This is a genomic window from Conyzicola nivalis, assembly GCF_040548875.1.
Lineage (GTDB): Bacteria > Actinomycetota > Actinomycetes > Actinomycetales > Microbacteriaceae > Conyzicola > Conyzicola nivalis_A.
In genome coordinates this window covers 334,108-358,025 of the sequence record NZ_JBEPSJ010000003.1, presented here as the reverse complement: position 1 = coordinate 358,025, position 23,918 = coordinate 334,108, and the positions used below count along the sequence as shown (strand labels likewise).

The window sequence follows — 23,918 nt, the reverse complement described above, 5'->3', positions numbered from 1 at the left end:
TAACGGCTCTCCGCACAACAGGGGGCGTAGTTTGGACGGGTGACAGTACTCGACGCCGACCTGCTCGCCCGCATCCGCTCCCGCGCCGCCGGGTATGACCGCGACAACGCCTTCTTCGCCGACGACCTCGACGACCTGCGCGCCGCCGGCTATCTCGAGTCCCGGCCGCTGCTCGAGGTGGCCCGCGACCAGCGGCTGCTCGCGGCCCACGCCCCGGCGACCGCGCTCGGAATCAACATGCACCTCGTGGTCGTGGGCATCGCGCGGGTGCTGCGCGAGCGCGGCGACCCGTCGCTCGACTGGATCCTCGACGACGCCGCCGCCGGAGAGCTCTTCGCGTTCGGCAACAGCGAGGCGGGCAACGACCAGGTGATGTTCGACTCGCGCACCGCGGCGGTGCCTCAGCCCGACGGCTCGTACCTGTTCACCGGCACCAAGATCTTCACCTCGCTGTCTCCGGCCTGGACACGTCTCGCGATCTTCGGACGGGACGACACGGATGCCTCGGAGCCGCGACTCGTGCACGGCGTGCTCACGCGCGACGCCCCGGGCCACCGCGCCGTCGGCGACTGGAACCCGCTCGGCATGCGCGCGACGCAGAGCTTCACGACCGTGCTCGACGGTGCACGCGTCGAGCCCTCCCGGGTCACGCGGATCCTCCCGGTCGGCCCCGTCGCCGACCCGTACATCTTCGGGCTGTTCGCCGACTTCCTGCTGCTGATCTCGTCGGTCTACGCGGGGATCGCCGACCGCGCGCTCGAGCTGGCCCTCGAGAACGTCGGGAAGCGGCGGTCGCTGAAGACCGGGCTCGCCTACTCGCAGGATCCCGACATCCGCTGGCAGCTCGCCGACGCGGCGATCGCGCTCGACTCGCTCGCGCCGCAGATCGAGGGGCTCGCCCGTGACGTCGACGAGCTGGCCGATCACGGGGCCGCGTGGTTCCGGCTGCTGGTGGGCACCAAGACCCGATCGGTGGATGTCGCGCGCTCGGTCGTCGAGACCGCCATCCGGGTGTCGGGCGGGTCGTCGTACGGCGCCGAGACCGAGCTCTCGAGGCTGTACCGCGACGCGCTCGCCGGTCTGTTCCACCCGAGCGATCCCGAGTCGGCCCACGGCACGGTGGCTACGAACCTCCTAGGCGCGCTGGAGTAGCGCCCGCGCCACTCACCCCGCCAGCACCTCCGCCCCGCGCAGCGCCCCGAACGCGGCCGACGCCGTGATCACCCCGCCCACCACCGCGATCACCCCCGCCGCGAACACCCCGTCGGTCGCGGTCAACGCCACGGGCCGCCACGTCGTGCGTGGGCTCAGTCCCAGTCCGCGGCTCTCGAGCGCGATCGCGAGCCGTTCCGCGCGACGCAGCGACACCACGAGCAGCGCGAACGCCGCCCGCCCGAAGGCGCCGAGCCCGCCTCGAGGCCGACCGCGACGATCCACGCCGGCGCGCACCGCGTGCGCGTGCCGGATCAGCTGCCACTCCCGCGGCAGCTCCTCGAGCGTGCGGTAGCCGGCGAGCACCGCATAAGTCACCCGCAGTCCTAGGCGCGCATGCTCGTGCAGGCTGGTCATGAGCCGCACGCCGTCGGTCGAGACGATGAAGCCGAGCGACAGCACCCCGATCACCAGCGTGCGCAGTCCGAGAGCGGCGCCCACCTCGAGACCCTCCTCGGTGACGCGCAGTACACCGAACCTCACGACCTCCACGCCCGGACGGCTGAGGGCGTTCACGAGAACGAGTCCCACGGCGACGCCCACGAAGGGGAGGTGTCCGAGAAGCAAGGCCCTCGGCCGGATGCCGCTGCTCGCGATCACCGCGACCAGGGCGATCACGTAGAGGGCGGCCGAGGTGAACGGGTCGAACACGAACAGCAGAGCGACCGACACCGCGAACAACAGCGCGAATTTGACCGTCGGATTGCGTCGGGCGAGCGCCGAGTCGGTCACGGTCACGACGCCACCGTCGACGGCACCGCCGCGGTCTGTCCGACCGCGGGCCGGTCGGCGGGCACCTGCTCGTCGAGCCGCAGCAGTGCACGACGCACACCGGCGTCCGAGCCCGCGTTCTGCAGCAGCCACTCGACGAGAGCCGGCAGTTCGATGCTCGCCGACTCGAGCGCGGAGGCGTCGCGCAGCACGTCGAACACCGGGCCGTCGGCGACCACCCCGCCCTCGGCGATGACGACGGCGCGGTCGGCGAGCGTCGCTACGGTGCGCAGGTCGTGGCTCGAGAACACCACGGCCGTACCATCCGTCGCCGCTGCCCGCAGGGCACTCGTCACGCCGATCGTCGCCCGGCGGTCGAGAGCGAAGGTGGGCTCGTCGGCGAGCAGCACCGCGCGCCCGTGTGCGAGCATCGCGGCCACGCTCACCCGCCGCTTCTCGCCGCCGGAGAGGCGGTGCGGATGCTGCTGCGCCAGGTGGGCGAGACCGTGGTCGTCGAGCAGGCGGGCGACCAGGGCATCCGTGGCCGGTCCCGGCGCGAGTCCGAAGCCGATCTCGCCGGCCACGGTGTGGGCCACGAACTGGTGCTCCGGATTCTGGAACACCATGCCCGGCCGGGCCCCCACGACCGTGCCCGCGGCGGGCGGCAGCAGTCCGGCGAGCGTGAGCAGCAACGTCGACTTGCCCGCGCCGTTCGCGCCGAGCAGCGCCACGATCTCGCCCGGGCGCACCTCGAGATCGACGCCGGCGAGCACGGGCGCGAACGGTTCTGGCCTGGCGTCGCGGCCCCGCCGGGGACGACGGGGCTCGCGGGTCCGGCGGGGTCGACGCTCGCGGGAGACGGCGAGCCCCGTGGCGGCGAGCACAGGCGCGGCCAGCTCCGTGGCGGCGAGCACGGGCGAGGCGATCTCGGTCGCACCGGCGAATTCGAGCAGCCCGGCGCGCACCCCGGGGGAGGAGAGCCCGGTGTGAGACGGCGCGGCCCCGGACCGCCCGCCGAACACCGCGTCGAGCTCGCTCTCGAGGGGCAGCCAGCATCCGGCGGCGATCAGGTCGCGCCCGTGCACGGAGAGCACCTCGCGGGTGGGGCCGTCGGCCGCGACCGCCCCGGCCGCATCCAGAACTATCGACCGCCCCGGCAGCGCATCGAGGCCGGCACGTCCGGCGAACTCGTCGAGCCGGTGCTCGACCAGGATCACGGCCGGGGCGTAGCGGGCGACGCTCGACGCGATCGCCGACCGCACGGCCGCCACGCCCGCGGAGTCGAGCATCGACGTCGGCTCGTCGAGCAGCAGCACGGCGGGCTCGGCGACGAGCGCTGCGGCCAGGGAGACGCGCTGCCCCTCGCCGCCCGACAGGCGCGCTGTTCGCCGCTCGCGCAGGTGCCCGACCCCCGCCGCGGCGAGGGCGGTGTCGATGCGGCCCGAGATCGCGGCCGGGTCGACTGCGCGGTTCTCGAGCGGCAGCGCGACCTCCTCCTCCACCGTCGGCAGGCAGACGCCCGACGCCGGATCCTGCGCGAGCAGCCCCACCGTGCGCGACAGCTCGACGACGGTCGTGTCACGGGTGTCGACGCCGCCGACAGTCACGGTGCCGTCGACGGTCGCCACCACGGAGTGCGGGATGACGCCGCTCACGAGCTGCAGCAGCGTCGACTTTCCCGCGCCCGAGCTGCCGAGCACGAGAACCTGCTCGCCGGGCGCCAGGTCGAGACACACGTCGCGCAGCACCGGGTCGCGCCTCCGGGTGAAGGCGACGGTGACCGCCTCGATCGAGAGCACCGCTCAGCCCTTGCGGGCGAGCTCGCGGCCGATCGCGAAGTTGTCGACCACACCGGTCTTCGCGAGGCCGTCGACGACGACCTTGGCCAGCAGCCCGCCCAGCACGATGCCCGACACGAGCTGCACGACCAGGCGCAGCAGGAACAGGTCCTGCCCGTACCAGCCGGAGCGGAACGCCGAGTAGAAGAACACGAACCCGGCGCCGCACAGGCCGGAGAGCGCGTAGACGGCCCAGCCGAAGCGTCGGTACCGGGTGAGCGCGAAGGGCAGCTCGCTGCCGGCGCCCTGGATCGCGGCGGCGACGATGAGCAGCGGGCCGACGGCCGAACCGAGAAACACCACCTCGACGATCGACGCCAGGATCTCGGCGATGACGCCCACGAACGGCTTGCGCACGATCGCCACCGCGATCGGCGCGACGATGAGCCAGCCGCCGAGCAGGAAGTGCTGGGCCAGGTCGCCGGCCGGGCCCATCAGCACCGAGAGCGCCGTCCACGCCTGCACGAGCGCCCAGTAGAGAAAGCCGAGAACCGTGCCGAGCACGGCGACGAGCACGAGGTCTTTGAGGGTGAGCCGCTTCCACATGCCGGTCACCGGCCGATCTCGTCGACGCGCACCGACGGGCTGTTGATCGAGAGCGTCACGTGACTCGTGACGTGCTGCACGGTGCGTCCTACCAGGATCCAGCCGGCCGCCACGGTGCGGATGACGTCGGCGACGTCTCCCGACAGGCGGGTGACGAAGTGTTCGGATGCCTCGAAGGTGCCCAGCTCTCGCGCGAAGTCGATCGCCGCGTAGATATCGCGCATGTGGTCGGGGGTAGTTCCGGCAGTCACCCCGTCTTCGAGGGGGTAGAGCGCCCATTCCGCCACGGCGGTGACACCGGTCGCCGCGACATCCGGAATCTCGGCCGCGAGCGGACCGGCGCCGCCTGGCAGTTCGCAGACCACCTCGCCGGGGCAGCCGCGGGAGAAGTGGATGGTCGCGCTCACGTGCGCGCCGCTGCGACCGGCGGCGCCGACGAGCTGCACGAGGTAGCGCACCAGGTCTGACTCCGCGCCGGAGACGAACGTGCTCACCGCCCCGGTCTGCGTCTCGAGGCCGGTCGAGTCGGCGGCCTCGAGCGCGCCGAGCACGATCGAGACGTAGTCGTCGCTCATCGCGGCGAGAGTGATCCTCGCACCGACGCCGAACGTGGCGGGGGTGAGGGTGGGTGATTGTGTCATTTTCGCGCCTTCTGTCGATTAACAGGGCACGGGATTATGAGTGTCGACTCCCTGCGCTGGCATGATCCAGATCAGGTTCAACGGTCGAAGCTTGGATAGCTTCCTCTCAGCCCGGCTCACCGGACTCCCGTGTACAGCCGTCACCCTACACGCGAACGGGCATCCGCCGATTCGGTATCCTCGGAAAGCGCCGGTCGGGCGCCGCACCCCTACGGAGGACTCGTGGCTTTGCCCTGGACACTGCACGGCGATGGAAAGAATGTCGGATCGACGGAGATCGTCGCCCCCGAGGAGCGCCTCACCTGGCTGCGCACCATCGGGTTCGGAAGCCAGCACGTCGTCGCCATGTTCGGCGCCACGTTCCTGGTGCCGCTCATCACGGGTTTCCCGCCGGCCACCACGCTGCTGTTCTCCGGCATCGGAACGCTGCTCTTCCTGCTGATCACGGCCAACCGTCTGCCGAGCTACCTCGGGTCGTCGTTCGCGTTCCTCGCCCCTATCAGCGCGGCCACCGCGTCGGGCGGGCCATCCGTCGCCCTCGGTGGGATCATCGTCGTCGGAGCCCTGCTCGCGGTGATCGGCATCGTCGTGCACCTCACCGGAACCGGCTGGATCGACGTCGTGCTGCCGCCCGTGGTGAGCGGCGCGATCGTCGCTCTCATCGGCTTCAACCTGGCGCCCGCGGCCCGCGACAACTTCACCGAGGCGCCCGTCGTCGCGATCATCACCCTGCTCGCGATCATCCTCGCCGCGGTGTTCTTCCGCGGGTTCCTCGGACGCCTGTCGATCATCATCGGCGTGCTCGTCGGCTACGCCGCGGCGGTCATCGCGGGCCAGGTGAACTTCGACGCCGTCGGCGACGCCGCCTGGGTCGGCCTGCCGGAGTTCACGACGCCGACGTTCTCGAGCGACAACCTCGGCGTCTACCTGATGTTCCTGCCGGTGGTGCTCGCGCTCGTCGCCGAGAACGTGGGCCACATCAAGGGCGTCGGACAGCTGACCAACCGCAACCTCGACGGCCTCACCGGGCGGGCCCTGTTCGCCGACGGGCTCGCGACCGTGCTCTCCGGCCTCGGCGGAGGCTCGCCCACCACGACGTACGGCGAGAACATCGGGGTCATGGCTGCGACGCGCGTGTTCTCGACCGCCGCCTACTGGGTGGCCGGAATCGTCGCGATACTGCTCGGCCTCTCGCCGAAGTTCGGCGCGCTCATCAACACCGTGCCGCCCGGCGTGCTCGGCGGTGTGACGACCGCGCTCTACGGCCTCATCGGGATCATCGGCGTGCGCATCTGGGTCGAGAACCGCGTCGACTTCAGCAAGCCGAAGAACCAGCTCACCGCCGGTGTCGCGCTCATCATGGGTATCGCCGACTTCACGATCAACCTCGGGCAGCTCACCTTCTCGGGCATCGTGCTCGGTACCGTCGCCGCCATCGTGGTCTACCACCTGATGAACTCGATCGCGCGCTGGCGGGGCACCGACCAGTAGGCGCCTCGACCGCCGGCTCGGATCGAAACCCGTCGCAGAGTCTCCGCGATACGGCCTCGCCGGAACCGGGCCGGGCGCCGCGCTGCTACCGCTGCCGCGGCACCAGGCGCTCGAGCTGCGTCACGTGGCGCGGCTCGAGCTCGGCGAGGCTCTTCACCCCGAGCAGGCGCATCGTGCGCGCGATCTGGTCGGCGAGGATCTCGATCGTGCGGTCGACGCCGTCGCGTCCGCCGGCCATCAGACCGTACAGGTACGCGCGGCCGATGAGCGTGAACTTGGCACCGAGCGCGACGGATGCCACGATGTCGGCGCCCGACATGATGCCCGTGTCGAGGTGCACCTCGGTGTCCATGCCGACCTCGCGCACGACGTCGGGCAGCAGGTGGAAGGGGATAGGCGCGCGGTCGAGCTGGCGCCCGCCGTGGTTCGACAGCGTGATGCCGTCGACGCCCATCGACGCGAGCTGCTTGGCGTCGTCGACGTTCTGCACACCCTTCACGACGAGTTTTCCCGGCCACTGGTCCTTGATCCACGCCAGGTCCTCGAAGGTCACGGTGGGGTCGAACATCGAGTCGAGCAGCTCGCCGACGGTGCCGCTCCAGCGGTCGAGCGAGGCGAAGGCCAGCGGCTCCGTCGTCAGGAAGTTGATCCACCACTCGGGGCGGGGCAGCGCGTTGATCACGGTGCCCGCGGTGAGCTGCGGCGGAATCGAGAAGCCGTTGCGCTTGTCGCGCAGCCGGGCGCCGGCGACGGGAACGTCGACCGTCACGAGCAGCGTGTCAAAGCCGGCCTTCGCGGCCCGGTCGACGAGCGCCATCGAGCGGTCGCGGTCCTTCCACATGTAGAGCTGGAACCAGTTGCGCCCGTCGGGGTTCGCCGCCTTGACGTCCTCGATTGCGGTGGTGCCCATCGTCGACAGTGAGAACGGGATGCCCGCTGCCGCCGCGGCTCCCGCACCGGCGATCTCGCCTTCGGTCTGCATCATGCGGGTGAAGCCGGTGGGTGCGATGCCGAACGGCAGCGCGACGCGACCGCCGAGTACCTCGCTCGACATGTCTACCGTCGAGACATCCCGCAGGATCGACGGCGTGAACTCGATGTCCTCGAACGCCTGGCGTGCGCGCTTCAGGCTGATCTCGCCCTCGGCAGCGCCCTCGGTGTAGTCGAAGGCCGCCTTGGGCGTGCGGCGCTGGGCGATGTCGCGCAGGTCGGCGATCGTGAGGGCGTTCTGCAGACGACGCTTCTTGGCGTTGATCTCCGGCGTCTTGAAGTTCATGAGCGGTCGGAGGTCTTTGTACTTCGGGATTCTGCGCTGAACCATGGTGTTCTCTCTGATCGGGGCTGGTCGGTCGATGGGGCTAGGCGTGGGTGCCGTCGAAGTGGGCGAGCAGTCTGTCGCGCGAGCCGACGATGTGGTCGCGGGTGAGGGCCTCGGCGCGGGCGGCGTCGCCGGCGGTTACGGCGTCGAGGATGCCCTGGTGCTGGGCGCCGACCTCGGTCGCCGTGAGCAGGTGGTTGGCCTGCACCTGTCCGATGCAGAGCTCGATCTCGCCCATCAGCAGGGCGTGCATGCGGGCGAGGCGGGGGCTGGACTGGCCGGCGACGAGGGCGCGGTGGAAGTCGATGTCGTGCGTGGCGAAGTCGTCGCCGTCGCCGTCGGATGCCGCGGCGAGCAGCGAGCGGTGCGCCGCCAGAGCATCGGCCGGAAGCGTCCCGCCCGAGGCGAGCGCCGCCACGGCCGCCGACTCGACCACGGCGCGGCTGTCGTAGAGGTCGACGATGTCGGCGCGGCTCAGCCGGGGGACCCGCGCGGTCTGGTGCATCTCGCGGCGCAGCAGGCCGTCGGCGACGAGCTTCTCGATCGCGGTCTTCGCCGTCGGGCGGGCGACCCCGAAGCGCAGTGCGGCCGCGGATTCAGTGACCGAGGTGCCGGGAGCGATGTCCTGGTTGATGATCGCGGAACGGAGCGCCGAGTAGATGGCGTCGGGCAGGACACCGGATGTCGCATCCGTCGTCATCTCGCACTCCTTCGTGTCGCATCCGCGCGCCGTGCGCTCGGATTGTCATACAACCTAGCAGATTGTCAGACAATCGCACCAGGATCGTCGTCGAGTGGGTAGTCCGGCCTGTGCCGAACCAGAGGGCTACACCTTGGGCGGAGGGCTACAGCGCGCGCTGGGGCCGTGCGCCCGAACTGTAGCGCTACGGGGTTTCGATACGGGCCGCAGGCGGCGCTACCCGGCGGATGCCCGACGGCTAGGCCGAGTCGCGCCAGACGATGTGCGTGTCGAGGAACGTGCCTGCACTGTCGACGGCCTCGCCGCGGATCTGGGCGAGCACCGACTCGGCGGCGCGGCGCCCGAGCTGTCCGGCCGGCTGGTGCACGGTCGACAGCGGCGGCTGCGAGCGGGTCGCCCAGGCGCTGTCGTCGAAGCCGACGACGCCGACGTCGCCGGGCACCGACCGCCCGGTGTCGCGCAGCACGTCGAGCACACCGGCGGCGATCGCGTCGGACGCGGCGAACACCCCGTCGACGTGCGGGGCGCGGGCGAGCAGCTCGCGCATGCCCTCGATCCCGCTGGCGTGGGCGTACAGCGGCACCTTGACGACGAGCTCGGGGTCGAAGGCCTCGCCGAGGGCGGCCGTGAACCCGGCGACGCGGTCCTGGCCGGAGTCGCGGTCGAGGCCGGCGGCGATCATGCCGATGGTGCGGCGTCCGGTCTGCATCAGCCGGGTCGTGATCGCCTTGGCGGCCGAGAAGTTGTCGATGCCGACGTAGGGGATGCCCTCGATATCGACCGGGTGGCCGACGAACGCGGCCGGGATGCCGATCTGCGACACCACGCGCGCGATCGGGTCGTGGGCGCGTGCTGAGACGATGATCACGCCGTCGACGAAGCCGCCGGTGAGGTACTCGGCGACCCGGTGGCTGTCGCGGTCGGAGTCGATGATGAGCGACACCAGCTGGTAGTCGTTGTCCGACAGCACCGAGTTGGTGCCGAGCAGGATGCTCCCGATGTTGGGGTCCTCGAGAAACAGCGAGTGCGGCTCGTGCACGATCAGGCCGATCGCGTGCGACTGCCGGGTCACGAGGTTGCGCGCCGCGGTGTTACGCACATAGCCGACCTGCTCGATCGCGTCTTCGACCGCCTTCTTCGCGGCATCCGAGACGTAGACCTCGGAGTTGAGCACGCGCGACACCGTTCCGCGAGACACGCCCGCGACGGCTGCGACGTCGTTGATCGTGGCTCGCGTCGTCTGCAGGCGTTTCGCGATCATTCACACACCCTACTGCGCCGTCGGGTTGACAGTTTCGCCCACGTCTGTTTATTCTGGGAGCGTTCACAGACTCTCAACGAAGAGTTGTCGGCGCCCATTCTGGGAGCGCTCACAGATCTCGTCGAGAACTGTGCGATCTCGAGCGTCGACACCGGCGCCAGCAGTCACAATGGAGCCCCACCCGTGAGCAAGACACCCGTAGCCGAACTCATCGACGCCGAGCGCGCTCAGTTCACCTACGGCGCCGACTACAACCCCGAGCAGTGGGCTCCCGAAGTGTGGCTCGAAGACGCGCGCCTGATGCGCGAGGCCGGCGTGAACCTCGTCGCCATCAACATCTTCGGGTGGGCGCAGCTCGAGCCGCTGCCCGGCCAGTACGACTTCTCCGCCCTCGACGCGGTGATCGACGTGCTGCACGACCACGGCATCGGCATCAACCTCGGCACGGGCACGTCGAGCCCGCCGGCCTGGCTCTCGTACCAGTACCCCGAGTCGCTGCCCACGATGTCGGACGGCACGCAGCGCGCGTTCGGCGGACGGCAGGCGTTCTGCCCCAGCTCGCCCGCGTACCGCGAGCACTCGGTGAAGCTGGTCGAGCAGGTCGCCCGCCGCTACGGCAGCCACCCCGCCGTCAAGCTCTGGCACGTCTCCAACGAGATCGGCTGCCACAACGCGCACTGCTACTGCGCCATCTCGGCCGAGGCGTTCCGCGGCTGGCTGCGCGGGCGCTACACGACCCTCGACGCGCTCAACACCGCGTGGGGCACGGCGTTCTGGAGCCAGAAGTACGCAGCCTGGGAGCACATCCAGACCCCGCGGCTCACGGTATCCACCGGAAACCCCGCGCAGGCCCTCGACTTCATGCGCTTCAGCTCCGACGAGCTGCTCGCCCAGTACCGCGCCGAGGAGACGGTGCTCCGCGAGCACAGCGCCGTGCCGGTGACCACGAACTTCATGGTGACGGCGCACATCCGCAACCAGGACTACTGGGCCTGGGCGCCGCACATGGACCTCGTGGCCAACGACCACTACCTCGACAACCGCCTCGGCGCCGTGCGCGAGGAGCTCTCCTTCGCCGCCGACGTCACCCGCGGCCTCGCCGGCGGCGGGCCGTGGCTGCTGATGGAGACCGCGACCAGCAGCGTCAACTGGCAGCCGCGCAACATCGCCAAGTCGCCGCGCGAGATGATCCGCAACATCCTCACCCATGTCGCCCGCGGCGCCGACGGCATCAGCTTCTTCCAGTGGCGCGCCTCGCTGCAGGGCAGCGAGAAGTTCCACTCGGCGATGCTGCCGCACACGGGCGAAGACACCAAGGTCTGGCGCGAGGTCGTCGAGCTCGGCGGCATCCTCGGCCGGATCTCCGACGTGGCCGGAACCCGTGTCGTCAGCGACGTCGCCCTCGTCTTCGACTGGCAGGCGTGGTGGGCGACCGACCTCGACTCGCACCCCACCGGCGACGTCAAGTACCTCGACCAGGTGCACCGCGTCTACAACGCGCTGCTCGCCGAGGGCTTCACCGTCGACATCGTCGCACCCGGGGCGAGCCTCGCAGGCCACCGCCTGGTCGTCGTACCCAGCCTCTACAGCGTGAGCGACGCGGATGCCTCGAACCTCAGCGATTTCGTCGCCGCCGGCGGGCACGCCGTTGTCACGTTCTTCAGCGGCATCGTCGACGAAGACGACCGGGTCATCACCGGCGGCTACCCGGGCGCGTTCCGCGACCTGCTCGGCGTCTCGACCGAGGAGTTCTTCCCCCTCCAGCCCACTGACGAGCTCGCTCTCAGCAACGGGTCGACCGCCACGATGTGGAGCGAACGGGTGCACCTTCGCGGCGCCGACGCCGTCACCGCCTTCGAGAGCGGCCCGCTCGCCGGCGGCCCCGCGGTCACCCGCAACGACTTCGGCTCGGGCGTCGCCTGGTACCTAGCCACGAACCTCGACCCCGACGGCCTGCGCGGGCTGCTCGCCACAGCGGCCCGCCGAGCGGGCGTCGAACTGCCGCTCGCCGTTCCTGCCGGGGTCGAGGTCGTGCGTCGTGCGGGCGACGGCGTCGTCTTCCTCTTCGTCATCAACCACACGGATGTCGCGTTCGACATCGCAGCCGAGGGAACCGAGCTCATCACGGGCGACACCGTCACCACGTCGCTCACCGTTCCCGCGGGCGAAGTGCGCATCGTGCGCCACACCACCGAAACAGAGAGCAGGGAAACGCTGTGACCACAGAGGCTGTCTCGGCCCCGCGGATAACACCGCGGCGCACGCCGATCAAACACAAGCGCGCGATCGCGTTCTTCATCGCCCCCTTCGGAGTGCTGTTCGCCGCGTTCTACCTGCTGCCCATCGGCTTCGCGATCTACCAGTCGCTGCTCGTCGTCGAGCGCGAGGGAACCTTCGGCAAGCCGACGGAGGTGTTCGGGGGCCTCACGCAGTATTTCCTGGTCTTCCAGAACGACGCTTTCTGGGCATCCGTCGGTCGTGTCCTGCTCTTCGGAGCCGTGCAGGTTCCCGTCATGCTGGGATTCGCGCTCGTGCTCGCCCTGCTGCTCGACTCGCCGCTGGTGAAGGGCAAGAAGTTCTTCCGGCTGGCCTTCTTCGTGCCGTACGCGGTGCCCGGCGTGATCGCCGCCATCATGTGGGGCTACCTCTACTCGCCGAACCTGTCGCCGTTCGCCGCGTTCACCTCGGAGTTCGACCTGCTGTCGCCGAGCACCGTGCTCTGGTCGATCGCGAACGTCGTCACCTGGGTCTACGTGGGCTACAACATGCTGATCATCTACTCGGCGCTGCTCGCCCTGCCCTCCGAGATCTTCGAGGCGGCGCGCCTCGACGGCGCGAACCAGTGGCAGATCGCCTGGAGCATCAAGATCCCCCTGGTCGCGCCGGCCATCACGCTCACCGCGATCTTCTCCATCATCGGCACGCTGCAGCTGCTGGCCGAGCCGCAGGTGTTCCGCAGCTTCACCTCGTCGGTGTCGAGCACCTTCACGCCGAACATGACCGTCTACGCGACGTCGGCGGTTCCCAACGTGCCTCTCGCCGCCGCGATGTCGGTGGTGCTCGCACTCGCGACGTTCGTCCTGTCGTTCGCATTCCTCAAGTTCACCCAGCGTAAGGCCGACAAATGAGCACGAACGTAAGCACGAAGGCCGGCCCTGGGGCGCCGAAGGAGCGGCTCGCGTCGCGCACCGCCGCGATGATCATCATGGGCGTCTCTACGCTCTACTTCCTCGTGCCGATCTGGTGGCTGTTCATCTCCTCCACCAAGAGCCGTGAGCAGTTCGGCTCCACCGGCGCCCTCTGGTTCGCCGATTTCAACCTGTTCACCAACATCTCGAACCTCGTCGCGTACAACGACGGCGTGTATCTCAAGTGGATGCTGAACAGCATCCTCTACGCGGGAACCGGCGCGCTGCTCGGCACGCTGTTCGCGGCGATGTGCGGCTACGCCCTCGCCAAGTACCGCTTCCCCGGTCGCGAGTTCATCTTCAACGTCGTGCTCGGCGGCGTCCTGGTGCCGGCGACCGCGCTCGCGCTGCCGCTGTTCCTGATCTTCAGCCAGTTCAACGCGACGAACACCTTCTGGTCGGTGTTTTTGCCCAGCCTGGTGAGCCCGTTCGGCGTCTACCTCGCGCGCATCTTCGCGGCGGCGAGCGTGCCCGACGAGCTGCTCGAGGCGGCCCGCCTCGACGGCGCCGGCGAAGTGCGCACGTTCTTCTCGGTGTCACGCCGCCTGATGACGCCCGCGCTGGTCACGATCTTCCTGTTCCAGTTCGTGGCGATCTGGAACAACTTCTTCCTGCCGCTCATCATGCTGCGCGACCAGACGCTCTTCCCCGTCACGCTCGGCCTCTACACGTGGAACTCGCAGGTCAACCAGATCCCAGAGATCCGCACGTTCGTGATCATCGGCGCCTTCCTGTCGATCATCCCGCTCATCATCGCCTTCCTCAGCCTGCAGCGCTTCTGGCGCGGCGGGTTGGGGGCCGGAAGCGTCAAGTGACGCGTCCACCACTCCCGCACCATCCCGTTTCAGAGTAGAAAAAGGAAAGAGACATGCAACTCAAGAACAGCACGCGCATCGCAGCGCTCGGCATCGTCGCCGCGATCAGCCTCACCGGCTGCGCGGCCGGCAGCGGGTCGGACAGCACCGACGGCGCTGTCGAATGCACGCCCGCCGAGGGCAAGGTCGAGCTCTCGTACACGTCGTGGATCCCCGGCATCGAGACCGTGGTCGACATGTGGAACGAGAAGAACCCCGACATCCAGGTGACGGTCCAGACCGGCCCGAACGGCAACGGCGGCACGTACAAGAACTTCTTCAACCAGCTCAGTGCAGGCAACGCGCCCGACCTCGGCCAGATCGAGTACGACGCTCTGCCCAACTTCCGCGTGCAGGACGGCCTGACCGACCTCGCCAGCTGCGCCAACGTGCTCGACAGCCAGGACGACTTCATCGACTGGACCTGGAACCAGGTCACCTTCGGTGAGGACGACGCCGTCTACGCGATCCCGCAGGACACCGGCCCCATGGCCATGTACTACCGCAAGGACCTCTTCGAGAAGGCCGGCATCGCGATCCCGACCACGTGGGACGAGTACGCCGCAGCGGCGACCGCGATCCGCGCCCAGGGCGGATACATCACCAACTTCCCGCAGAACGACGTGAACTGGTTCGCCGGTCTCGTCTGGCAGGCCGACGGCTCGTGGTTCACCAACGAGGGAGAGGCGTGGGACGTCACCCTCACGAGCCCCGAGTCGGAGAAGGTCGCCGACTACTGGCAGACGCTGATCTCCGACGACCTCGTCTCGAAGGTCCCGGCCTGGACCGACGAGTGGAACAACGCCTACAACACCGGTAGCGACTGGACCTGGATCTCCGCAGTCTGGGGCGCCAACTCGATCTCGAGCGGCGCACCCGACACCACGGGCAACTGGGCCGTGGCCCCGATGCCGCAGTGGAACGCCGGCGACGAGAAGGCCGGCAACTGGGGCGGATCGTCGACCGCGGTGCTCAAGGGCAGCGAGCACCCCTACGAGGCCGCTCAGTTCGCACTCTGGCTGAACACCGACCCGGAGGCGCTCACCGCGCTCAACAAGGAAGCCAACCTCTACCCCGCGACGAAGGACGGCCTCGAGCTGCCCGTGCTCAGCGAGGGTGTCGAGTTCTACGGCAACCAGCCCATCTACGACGTCTTCGCAGAAGCCGCCAACCAGACCAACGCCGACTTCACCTGGGGCCCGACCATGACGCAGACCTACGCTGACGTCGCGGACGGCTTCGGCGAGGCCCTCGGCGGATCGGGCACGCTCGGCGACGCCCTCTCCACCGGTCAGACCAAGACCATCGCAGCCCTCGAAGCCGCGGCGATCCCGGTCAACAAGTAACGTAAAAATATGATCCACCACCTCCGTGCCGCGGGCACCAGCTTCGTACTGGACGCCCGCGGCACGGCCGTGCCCGTCATCATCCACTGGGGCGCCGACCTGGGCGAGCTCTCGAGCTCCCAGCTCGCGGCCCTCGCCGACGACCAGGTGCCCGCGGTCGGCCCGAGCTCGATCGACTCGCCGCAGCGCCAGTCGATCCTTCCGGTCATGGCCGACGGATGGAACGGACGCCCGGGCATCGCCGGCTACCACGAGGGTCTCGACGCCCTCAGCCAGCCGACGTTCACGCTGTCGGCCGCTGAGGCCCCTCCTGAGCCTGTCGAAGGGCTTGTCGAAGCGCCCGAGCTGTCGGTCGCTGAGGCCCCTCCTGAGCCAGTCGAAGGGCCCGTCGAAGCGGCCCTCCGCATACTCCTCACCGCCGCGACCCTCAGCGTGACGGTCGACATCGAACTCTCCCGCTCCGGCGTCCTGCGCCAGCGCCTCACCGTGACGAACACCGGTGACAGTCCCTACGCCCTCGCCTCCCTCGACGTGACGCTGCCGATTCCGGCCCGCGCCCGCGAGGTTCTCGACTTCACCGGCCGCTGGCCGCGCGAACGCCAGCCGCAGCGCCGCGACCTCGCCAACGGCACCTGGACGCGCGACGCGCGCCACGGCCGTCCCGGCCACGACAACGCCTTCCTCATGGTCGCCGGCACGCCCGGGTTCGGATTCCGCTCGGGCGAGGTCTGGGGCGCCCACCTCGCCTGGAGCGGCGACCAGCGGCTGTGGGCCGAGTCGTCCGCGACCGGGCACGCGCTGCTCGGCGGCGGCGAGCTGCTCGAGCCGGGCGAGGTGCGCCTCGCGCCCGGTGCCAGCGCCGAATCGCCCTGGCTCGTGGCCGCCTTCTCGGACGAGGGGCTCGACGGCCTCGCCCGGAGCTTCCACCGTTTCATCCGCTCACGCCGTCCGCTCGGCGAACGCAAGGTCATGCTCAACACGTGGGAGGCCGTCTACTTCGACCACAGCGCGGAGCGGCTCATCGAGCTCGCGGATGCCGCGGCCGAGGTCGGGGTCGAACGCTTCGTGCTCGACGACGGCTGGATGATCGGACGCACCGACGACCGGCGCGCCCTCGGCGACTGGGTCGTGGACCCGGTCAAGTGGCCCCGCGGCCTGCACCCCCTCGTCGACCACGTCGTGGCGCGCGGCATGGACTTCGGCCTCTGGGTCGAGCCAGAGATGGTGAGCCTCGACTCGGCCGTCGCCCGCGAGCACCCCGACTGGGTGCTCGGCGCGGGCAATGCGGAGCTTCCGCAGCCGTGGCGGTTCCAGCAGGTGCTCGACCTCGCCAATCCCGACGCCTTCGCGCACGTGCACGGCCAGCTCGTCGCGCTGCTGCGTGAGTACCCGATCGCGTATCTCAAATGGGACCAGAACCGCGACCTGCTCGGCGGGTCGGCGCACCGGCACACGACCGCGACCTACCGGCTGATGGACGCCCTGCGCGCCGAGTTCCCCGACCTCGAGATCGAGTCGTGCTCGTCGGGCGGCGGGCGCGTCGACCTCGGCGTGATCGAGCGCACCGACCGTGTGTGGCCGAGCGACACCAACGACTCGCTCGAACGCCAGTCGATCTACCGCTGGACGGCCGGGCTCGTTCCGCCCGAGTTCCTCGGCGCCCACCTCGGTGCGGCGACCGCGCACACGACGGGGCGCACGCACGCGCTCGGCTTCCGGCTCGCGACGGCCCTGTTCGGGCACGCCGGCATCGAGTGGGACGTCACGACGACCACGACCGACGAGCGCGCGGCGATCGCCGAGTGGGTCGCCGCCTACAAGCACTACCGGCCGCTGCTGCACTCGGGCGAGGTGGTTCGCGCCGACTCGGCCGACCCCGCGCGCTGGGTGCACGGGGTGGTCGCGGGCGACGCGTCATCCGCCCTCTTCGCCGTCGTCGCGATGGCGGCGACCCGCGACGCCGTCCACGGCCCGGCCACGCTTCCCGGCCTCGACCCCGACCGGCTCTACCGGGTGACGCCGGTGCGGCTGGGGGAGTGGCCGCGCTTCGTGCAGGACGCGATGCCGCCGTGGTGGGACCGGGGCTCGGTGACGATGAGCGGGCGGATGCTTCGTTCCGTCGGCATCCCGATGCCGCTGCTCGCCCCCGAGCAGGCGCTGGTGCTCGACGTGGTCGCGCTCTAGAGCCGAGGGGCAAGGAAACGACCCTCATCGGCCCGTTCGAGGTCGATTGACTGCCCCTCGGCCCGAGTGCGCCGCATGAACCGATTCATCATATGGACGAAATCGTTCGATCCTCCTCGCTAAGCTCTATCGCAGGAGGAGCAATGGCGCAGACACGACTGAGCGACGTCGCGAGGCTCGCGGGCGTCTCGACGGGATCGGTGTCGAACTTTCTCAACCGACCCGACCGGGTGAACGCCGAGACGGCCCGGCGCGTGAGCGGCGCCATCGAGCGGCTCGGCTATGTGCCGAACACCACGGCGCGCCAGTTGCGACGCGGGCAGAGCGAGGCCATCGGCTTCGTCATCACCGACATCTCCAACCCCTTCTTCACGACCCTCGCCACCGGCGCCGCCCAGGCGGCCCGCGAGGCCGGCTACGCGCTGCTGCTCGCGACGAGCGCCGACGACGAGTCGGGGCAGAGCCAGTACCTCGACGTGTTCGAGAACCGCAACCTCGACGGGGTGCTCGTCACTCCGGCGCGCACCACTCCGAACCTCGACAAGCTGCGCGCGAACGGCACCAAGGTCGTGCTCGTCGACCGCGAGTCCGACGACTACTGCTCGGTGTCGGTCGACGACGTCGCCGGCGGCCTCGCAGCGACAAAACACCTGATCGACGTCGGAAAACGACGGCTGATGTTCGTGGGCGGGGAGCGTCGGATCCAGCAGATGCGCGACCGTGTGAGCGGGTCGCGGGCGGCGGTGCTCGCCGCGGGCGGCGACGTGACGCTCGTCGAAGAGCACCGCGAGACGCTGTCGATCGACGTCGGACGGGAGATCGGCGCCGAGATCCTCGCGCTGCCGCCGGCCCGGCGCCCCGACGGCGTGGTCGCCGCGAACGACCTGGTCGCCCTCGGCATGATGCAGGTGCTGAGCGGCGCGCTGAGCATTCCCGACGACATCGCGATCGTCGGCTACGACGACATCGACTTCGCCGCGGCGTCGCTCATCCCGCTCACGACCGTGCGCCAGCCCACTCGGGAGCTCGGCTACCGGGGTGCCCGCATGCTCATCGCCGAGCTCACCGAGACCGGCGAGCACGAGCACTCCCACGTGGTCTTCCAGCCCGAGCTGGTCGTGCGGGCCTCGACGTCGCGCTCGGCCTGACAACGCGTCTTCCCTCGGACGCGACGCCGGCGGCGGCAGCGCGCGCCGGGCGAGTCGGCTCGGCGCTATTGACATCCGACCGCGGATTGCTACTGTGACATGAATCGATTCATTCTTGCGTCGATCACATTCCGATTCACCCAATGCAAAGGAGCATTCATGTCGCAGCCACCCGCGACCCGCCGCCGCGTTTTCGCCGCGGCAGCACTCACGCTCGCCGTCATCGCACCGCTCGCGGCCTGCGCCCCCGGCGGCGAGGCCTCCGACGGACCGGTCGAGCTCACCTTCCAGACCTGGGTTCCGAACATCGACAAGGCGGTCGACGCCTTCAACGAAGAGCACGACGACATCCACGTGACGGTCGAGGCCATCGCCGCCGGCCCCGACGGCGGCTACGCCAAGATGCTGTCCGCCGTCGCCGCGGGCAACCCCGCCGACGTCGCGCACGTCGGCTACGACGAGCTCGCGACCTTCCTGCTCAACGACGCGCTCACCGACATCACCGAGTACGCCGCCGACGACGCAGACAAGTTCACCGACTGGCAGTGGAAGACCGGAGTCTTCAACGACAAGGTCTACGGCATCCCGCAGGCCAGCGGCCCGGTCGGCCAGTTCTACCGCAAAGACGTCCTCGACTCGCTCGGCCTCTCGGCCCCGGCGACCTGGGACGAGTACTACGAGGCCGCCAAGGTCATCCACGCCTCCGACCCGAACAAGTACATCGCCGCCTTCGCCGCCAACCAGGCGCCGTGGCTGATGGCCCTCGCCCAGCAGGCCGGCCAGCCGTGGTTCGAGGCCGGCGACGACTCGTGGAGCGTCGCGATCGACAACCCCGACACGCTGCGCATGGCCGAGTTCTGGCAGAAGCTCCTCGACGAGGACCTCGTCAAGGTCGAGGCCGACATGTCGAACGAGTGGTACACCGACATCAAGTCGGGCAACGTGGCGAGCTGGATGAGCGGCTCGTGGGCAGCGGCGATCATCAGCGGCAACGCGCCGGAGACCAGCGGCCTCTGGGCCGCCGCCGAGATGCCGCAGTGGGTGGCCGGCGAGCACGTGTCCGCCAGCTGGGGCGGCGGCGCATCCAACGTCGTGCTCAAGGGATCGAAGCACCCGAAGGAGGCCACCGAGTTCGCCCTGTGGATGAACGGCACCCCCGCGAGTGCGAGCACCCTGACGAGCATCGGCGCCGGTTGGCCAGCGCTCGAAGACAAGTCGGAGATCACGGCCCTCACCGACGACCCGGAGACCTTCGAGTTCTTCGGCGGCCAGAACATCTGGGACACGTTCGCCGTGGCCGACGACAACGTCGACCGCAGCTGGCAGTGGCCGCCGCTGGTCGACACCCTCTACGCGACCCTCACCGACAACGTGAAGGCTGCCGTCGAGAACAAGACCCCGCTCACCGGGGCCTTCGAGAAAACCCAGGACGACATGGTCAAGGCCATGGAAGACAAGGGCATCGCCGTAGCGGAGTAGCACCCGCCGTGGGGCGGCGCGACAGTGCCGCCCCACGGTCTCACCGAACACCCCCATCCCGGTTAGGACACCGTGACCTCCATCACCCGCTCCACAGCTCGGCGCAAGCCGCTCAAGCAGAGGCTCACCCTCACGGTGCTGCTCGTGCCGTTCGTGCTCTTCTTCGCCGCCTTCTTCGTGCTCCCCATCGGGTACGCGATCGTCGACAGCCTCTTCACGGTGCGGTCGAGCGGCCTCGGCTTCGGCGCCCCCGAGAAGGTGTTCGTGTTCTTCGAGAACTACGCCAGGGCGCTGGCCACGCCGAGCTTCGTAGAGAGCATCGGCCGCGTGCTGCTGTTCGCCGTGATCGAGGTCCCGCTCATGGTGGTCTTCTCCCTCGTGCTCGCGCTGCTGCTCGAATCGGGCAAGGCGCACTTCCCGCGGGTCTTCCGCGTCATCTACTTCATGCCCTACGGCGTGCCCGGAGTGATCGCCTCGCTGCTCTGGGGCTTCCTCTACGTGCCGAGCACGAGCCCTGTGCTGCAGATCCTGTCCAACTTCGGTCTCGACTTCACCCCGCTCGGCGGCGACTCCGTGCTGTTCGCCATCGCGAACATCGCCCTCTGGGGCTTCGCCGGGTACAACATGCTCATCATCGTCGCCTCGCTGAAGTCGGTGCCCGGCGAACTGTACGAGGCGGCTCGCATCGACGGAGCCGGCGAGTTCGCGATCATCCGCCACATCAAGCTGCCGCTGCTGCGGCCGACGGTCGTGCTCGTCACGGTCTTCACCATCATCGGCACCCTGCAGCTGTTCGTCGAACCGCTCGTGCTCAAACCGCTGACCACGGCCATCAACTCCGACTTCACCCCCAACCTCGCCGCCTACAACCAGGCCTTCGCGCAGAGCAACCCGAACCTCGCCGCCGCAATGGCGGTGATCGTCGCGCTCATCGCCTTCGTCTTCTCCTTCGGGTTCTTGAAGCTCGTCAACCGAAAGGGCAACCGCGCATGGTGAACCGTCGCACGTGGCTCACGAGCATCCCCGTCATGGCCGTCATGATCGCGGCGGCCGCCTACTTCCTCCTCCCGGTGCTCTGGGTGCTGTTCTCGGCGACCAAGAGTCCGGGCGACCTGTTCGGCACCTTCGGCCTCTGGTTCTCCGACAGCCCGCAGCTGTTCGAGAACCTCGGGCGGCTCTTCACCCAGGACGACAACGCCTACGGCGGATGGCTCGTCAACAGCCTCGTCTACGCGGGAGTCGGAGCGCTCTTCGCGACGCTGATGGCCACCGGCGCCGGCTACGCGATGGCGAAGTACGAGTTCAAGGGCCGCGAGGCGCTGTTCTCGATCGTGCTCGGCGGGGTGCTCGTGCCCGCTACGGTGATCGCCCTCCCGCTGTACTTCCTGCTCAACGGGGTGAGCCTCACCGGCACCTACTGGAGTGTGCTGCTGCCGGGGATGGTGAGCCCGTTCGGCGTCTACCTCGCGCGCATCTACGCCAAGGACTCCGTGCCCGACGAGGTGATCGAGGCCGCGCGCATCGACGGCGCGGGCGACCTGCGCATCTTCTACACGATGGCGACCCGCATGATGACACCGGCGATCGTCACGATCTTCCTCTTCCAGTTCGTGGCGATCTGGAACAACTACCTCCTGCCGCTGGTGATGCTGAACGACTCGAAGACCTTCCCGGTGACGCTCGGGCTCACCCTGTGGAACTCGCAGACCCAGCGCGACCCGATGTTCTACACGCTCGTCGTGACGGGCGCCGCGGTCTCGGCGATCCTGCTCATCATCGTGATGGTCTCGCTGCAGCGCTTCTGGAAGGCCGGGCTGACCGCCGGGGCGACGAAGGGATGACCCCCGCCCACCTGCCCGAGCGACTCACGATCTCGCTATGGGACTTCTCCTGGTACACCCGCGCGGGCGCCGGCGAACCGTACGCCGACCTCGACGCCGCCTTCGCCGAAACCGTCGAACGTGGTTACAACGCGGCGCGCATCTGCGCCGCGCCGCTGCTCACCTTCGGCGGTCTCGGCCTCGACCCGCGCATCGCGGTCTCCGGGCTGGGCGGCGCGCCCGACGGCGGGCGCTACGGCCGCGGCACCCGCTGGTACGACGTTCCGGGCGGCTACGAGATCGACGTGCGCGAGCGGCTGTTCGAGCTGCTGCAGGCGGCGGAACGCCACGGCGTGGTGGTCGTGCTGGCGAGCTGGGAGTACCAGCAGTCGCCCGCGTTCGCCGCGACCCCGGACTGGTGGAACGCGATCGACGCCGTGCCGCTCGACGACCGCTACGACGTGCTGGCCGCCTCATTCGACCGGATGCTCGCGGCGTTCGACGCCGAGGGTCTCCTCGAGTCGGTGGCGTTCACCGAACTGCACAACGAGGTCGACTTCTCGCGCGTGCCGCCGTTCGCCGACCGCGGTGCCCGTGCCGTCGAGTGGCTCGAGGCGAGGCATCCCTCCCAGCTCGTCTCCGCCAGCTACGGAAAGCCGCCCCACCTCGACATGGCGAGCGTGAGCCCGGCGATGCGCGTCGCGCAGTTCCACATCTACACCTACGGCGTGCTCGACGCCCTGCAGCAGCGCATCGACCTGCGCTCCGAGGGCACAGCCGGGTTTCCGAACGCGGAGCTGCGATCGCTGCTGGTCGACGGCGCCCCGGAGTTCGCCGACTACGGGCGACCCGAGTCGTGGCGCATGGACGCCACGGTCATCACCGACCAGATGGTCTACGGCTACGACTTCATCGACCCGGCCAAGTGGGACGCGTGGCTGCTCGAACACTACCCCGCCCACCGCGACGAGATGCACCGCGAGATGGCGGCACGCATCACCGGTGTGGCCGAGTGGGCGCGCGCGCGCGGTGTGCCGCAGGTGATCGGCGAGGGCTGGATCGGCTACACGCCGCTGTTCGGCGGCTTCGAGGAGGGCGCCGCGGGCCTCGAGCTCGCGGAACACGGCATCCGCACCGCCCTGGAGGCGGGAGCGTGGGGCATGGTGCTGTGCTCGAACGCTGCGCCGCACCACCCGATGTGGAGCAATATCGAGTGGCAGCAGCGCATGAACGGGGAGATCCTGGCCCACGCGGCACAAGCGGCCGTCTAGCCGCGGTCAGCCCTTGTGCAGGTCGCGGTACTGGGTCGGGGCTACGCCGTGCAGGCGCTTGAAGTGGCGGGAGAAGTAGAGCGGGTCGGCGTACCCCACGTCGGCCCCGACCTCCGCGACCGTCATCGCCGTTCCGTCGAGCAGCTGCCGGGCACGCGCCATCCGCAGCGCGGAGTGATGCGCCAGCACCCCGCCCCCGGTCGCCCGGCGGAACAGGGCGCCGAGGTGCGACGGCGACACCCCGACGAGCGCCGCGAGCTCGGAGACCGGCACGCTGCTGTCGAGACGGTCGGCGAGAAATCCCATCGCCCGCTGCAGCGGGTCGCCGGCCGCGGGCGTGAGCTCGTCGGTCGCGATCTGCGTGAGCAGCTTCCAGGCGGCGCCGGATGCCCCGATCAGGCGGGCGATGGACTGGTCACGTTCCAGCGTGGTCACGATCTCGTCGAGCAGGGCGACCGCGCGCTCCGGATGGCGCAGCCCCACGGTCGGCTTGGTGGCCGTGGTGCCGCTCGCGCCGACGAGGTCGCCGACGTCCGAGCCTGCTACGTGACACCACCAGATCGTCCATGGCGACGTCGAGGACGCGCCATAGGCGTGCGCAACGCCGCCGGGTATCACCAGCGCCGTGCCCGCGCCGATGCGGTGCGGAACCCCGGCCACCTCGGCCCAGCCCGATCCCGCGACGCAGACGATCACGATCGATGACGCGGTGCCCTGTGGCCGGATCCGCTCGTGTCCCGCCGCGTGCGGGAACCATCCCGCGTCGGTGACGGTGAGGCGCCGCGTGACGTGCCTCTCCAGCGCCTCGCGCACGACGGCGCGCGGCACGACGACGAGCCGCTCGCCGGGGAAGCCCTGTCTGATGCTCACCGAGTCAGTATGGCAGTTTTCGTCGAATCGTCCATAGGGT

The 23,918-nt window shown here is 69.5% G+C and carries 20 protein-coding genes and 1 riboswitch; of the genes, 12 read left to right on the top strand and 8 right to left on the bottom strand.

Annotated elements, in window-relative coordinates:
• Window positions 1-39: 39 nt before the first annotated feature.
• A complete protein-coding gene (locus ABIE21_RS14215) occupies window positions 40-1,152 on the top strand; it encodes an acyl-CoA dehydrogenase family protein (RefSeq protein WP_354025482.1) in 1,113 nt (370 codons plus the stop codon).
• Between the two features lie 12 nt (window positions 1,153-1,164).
• On the opposite strand, the gene ABIE21_RS14210 is transcribed toward ABIE21_RS14215, so the two are convergent.
• Genes ABIE21_RS14210 through ABIE21_RS14195 form a run of 4 tightly spaced genes read right to left on the bottom strand, consistent with a single transcriptional unit; the run spans window position 1,165 to window position 4,948 of the window.
• A complete protein-coding gene (locus tag ABIE21_RS14210) occupies window positions 1,165-1,950 on the bottom strand; it encodes an energy-coupling factor transporter transmembrane component T family protein (RefSeq protein ID WP_354025481.1) in 786 nt (261 codons plus the stop codon).
• On the bottom strand, window positions 1,947-3,722 hold the full coding sequence (locus ABIE21_RS14205) for an ABC transporter ATP-binding protein (protein WP_354025480.1): 1,776 nt from the start codon (window positions 3,720-3,722) through the stop codon (window positions 1,947-1,949). Before ABIE21_RS14205 ends, ABIE21_RS14210 begins: the two co-directional genes overlap by 4 nt.
• 3 nt (window positions 3,723-3,725) lie before the next feature.
• Window positions 3,726-4,307, bottom strand: coding sequence for an ECF transporter S component (locus tag ABIE21_RS14200; RefSeq protein WP_354025552.1), 582 nt, complete (start codon window positions 4,305-4,307; stop codon window positions 3,726-3,728).
• 5 nt (window positions 4,308-4,312) lie between these two features.
• Window positions 4,313-4,948 carry a YkoF family thiamine/hydroxymethylpyrimidine-binding protein gene (locus tag ABIE21_RS14195; protein WP_354025479.1) on the bottom strand — a complete coding sequence of 212 codons (636 nt, stop codon included), beginning with the start codon at window positions 4,946-4,948 and terminating at the stop codon, window positions 4,313-4,315.
• A 31-nt stretch (window positions 4,949-4,979) separates the two neighbouring features.
• A riboswitch (TPP riboswitch) is annotated at window positions 4,980-5,089 on the bottom strand.
• An 81-nt stretch (window positions 5,090-5,170) separates the two neighbouring features.
• Here ABIE21_RS14195 and ABIE21_RS14190 point away from each other — a divergent pair.
• Window positions 5,171-6,439: a uracil-xanthine permease family protein gene (locus ABIE21_RS14190; RefSeq protein WP_354025478.1), complete on the top strand. Its 1,269-nt coding sequence runs from the start codon at window positions 5,171-5,173 to the stop codon at window positions 6,437-6,439.
• Window positions 6,440-6,524: 85 nt separating this feature from the next.
• Here the strand turns inward: ABIE21_RS14190 and ABIE21_RS14185 are convergent, their stop codons facing one another.
• From ABIE21_RS14185 to ABIE21_RS14175, 3 genes are all read right to left on the bottom strand, one after another.
• Window positions 6,525-7,760 carry an alpha-hydroxy acid oxidase gene (locus ABIE21_RS14185; RefSeq protein ID WP_354025477.1) on the bottom strand — a complete coding sequence of 412 codons (1,236 nt, stop codon included), beginning with the start codon at window positions 7,758-7,760 and terminating at the stop codon, window positions 6,525-6,527.
• A gap of 37 nt (window positions 7,761-7,797) precedes the next feature.
• Entirely contained in the window at window positions 7,798-8,457 is a 660-nt protein-coding gene (locus ABIE21_RS14180; protein WP_354025476.1) for a GntR family transcriptional regulator, read from the bottom strand.
• A 238-nt stretch (window positions 8,458-8,695) separates the two neighbouring features.
• Complete coding sequence (locus ABIE21_RS14175; protein ID WP_354025475.1) at window positions 8,696-9,718, bottom strand: LacI family DNA-binding transcriptional regulator; 1,023 nt, start codon at window positions 9,716-9,718, stop codon at window positions 8,696-8,698.
• 183 nt (window positions 9,719-9,901) lie between these two features.
• Between ABIE21_RS14175 and ABIE21_RS14170 the strand changes: the two genes are divergently transcribed.
• From ABIE21_RS14170 to ABIE21_RS14125, 10 genes are all read left to right on the top strand, one after another.
• Window positions 9,902-11,938: a beta-galactosidase gene (locus ABIE21_RS14170; RefSeq protein ID WP_354025474.1), complete on the top strand. Its 2,037-nt coding sequence runs from the start codon at window positions 9,902-9,904 to the stop codon at window positions 11,936-11,938.
• A complete protein-coding gene (locus ABIE21_RS14165) occupies window positions 11,935-12,846 on the top strand; it encodes a carbohydrate ABC transporter permease (protein ID WP_354025473.1) in 912 nt (303 codons plus the stop codon). Before ABIE21_RS14170 ends, ABIE21_RS14165 begins: the two co-directional genes overlap by 4 nt.
• Window positions 12,843-13,721: a carbohydrate ABC transporter permease gene (locus ABIE21_RS14160; RefSeq protein WP_354025472.1), complete on the top strand. Its 879-nt coding sequence runs from the start codon at window positions 12,843-12,845 to the stop codon at window positions 13,719-13,721. The genes ABIE21_RS14165 and ABIE21_RS14160 overlap by 4 nt, the downstream gene beginning before the upstream one ends.
• A gap of 53 nt (window positions 13,722-13,774) precedes the next feature.
• Complete coding sequence (locus ABIE21_RS14155) at window positions 13,775-15,106, top strand: ABC transporter substrate-binding protein (RefSeq protein WP_354025471.1); 1,332 nt, start codon at window positions 13,775-13,777, stop codon at window positions 15,104-15,106.
• Between the two features lie 9 nt (window positions 15,107-15,115).
• The gene (locus ABIE21_RS14150; RefSeq protein WP_354025470.1) at window positions 15,116-17,290 is read left to right on the top strand and encodes an alpha-galactosidase; all 2,175 of its coding nucleotides are present in this window, start codon (window positions 15,116-15,118) and stop codon (window positions 17,288-17,290) included.
• 143 nt (window positions 17,291-17,433) lie between these two features.
• The gene (locus ABIE21_RS14145; RefSeq protein ID WP_354025469.1) at window positions 17,434-18,438 is read left to right on the top strand and encodes a LacI family DNA-binding transcriptional regulator; all 1,005 of its coding nucleotides are present in this window, start codon (window positions 17,434-17,436) and stop codon (window positions 18,436-18,438) included.
• A 159-nt stretch (window positions 18,439-18,597) separates the two neighbouring features.
• Complete coding sequence (locus tag ABIE21_RS14140) at window positions 18,598-19,917, top strand: ABC transporter substrate-binding protein (protein ID WP_354025468.1); 1,320 nt, start codon at window positions 18,598-18,600, stop codon at window positions 19,915-19,917.
• Between the two features lie 72 nt (window positions 19,918-19,989).
• Window positions 19,990-20,913 (top strand): carbohydrate ABC transporter permease, encoded by a 924-nt coding sequence (locus ABIE21_RS14135; RefSeq protein ID WP_354025467.1) that lies wholly within the window; start codon window positions 19,990-19,992, stop codon window positions 20,911-20,913.
• Window positions 20,907-21,758, top strand: coding sequence for a carbohydrate ABC transporter permease (locus ABIE21_RS14130; RefSeq protein WP_354025466.1), 852 nt, complete (start codon window positions 20,907-20,909; stop codon window positions 21,756-21,758). Before ABIE21_RS14135 ends, ABIE21_RS14130 begins: the two co-directional genes overlap by 7 nt.
• Window positions 21,755-23,008 carry a cellulase-like family protein gene (locus tag ABIE21_RS14125; RefSeq protein WP_354025465.1) on the top strand — a complete coding sequence of 418 codons (1,254 nt, stop codon included), beginning with the start codon at window positions 21,755-21,757 and terminating at the stop codon, window positions 23,006-23,008. Before ABIE21_RS14130 ends, ABIE21_RS14125 begins: the two co-directional genes overlap by 4 nt.
• A 6-nt stretch (window positions 23,009-23,014) precedes the next feature.
• Here ABIE21_RS14125 and ABIE21_RS14120 read toward each other — a convergent pair whose 3' ends face one another.
• A complete protein-coding gene (locus tag ABIE21_RS14120; protein ID WP_354025464.1) occupies window positions 23,015-23,878 on the bottom strand; it encodes an AraC family transcriptional regulator in 864 nt (287 codons plus the stop codon).
• Between the last annotated feature and the right edge of the window lie 40 nt (window positions 23,879-23,918).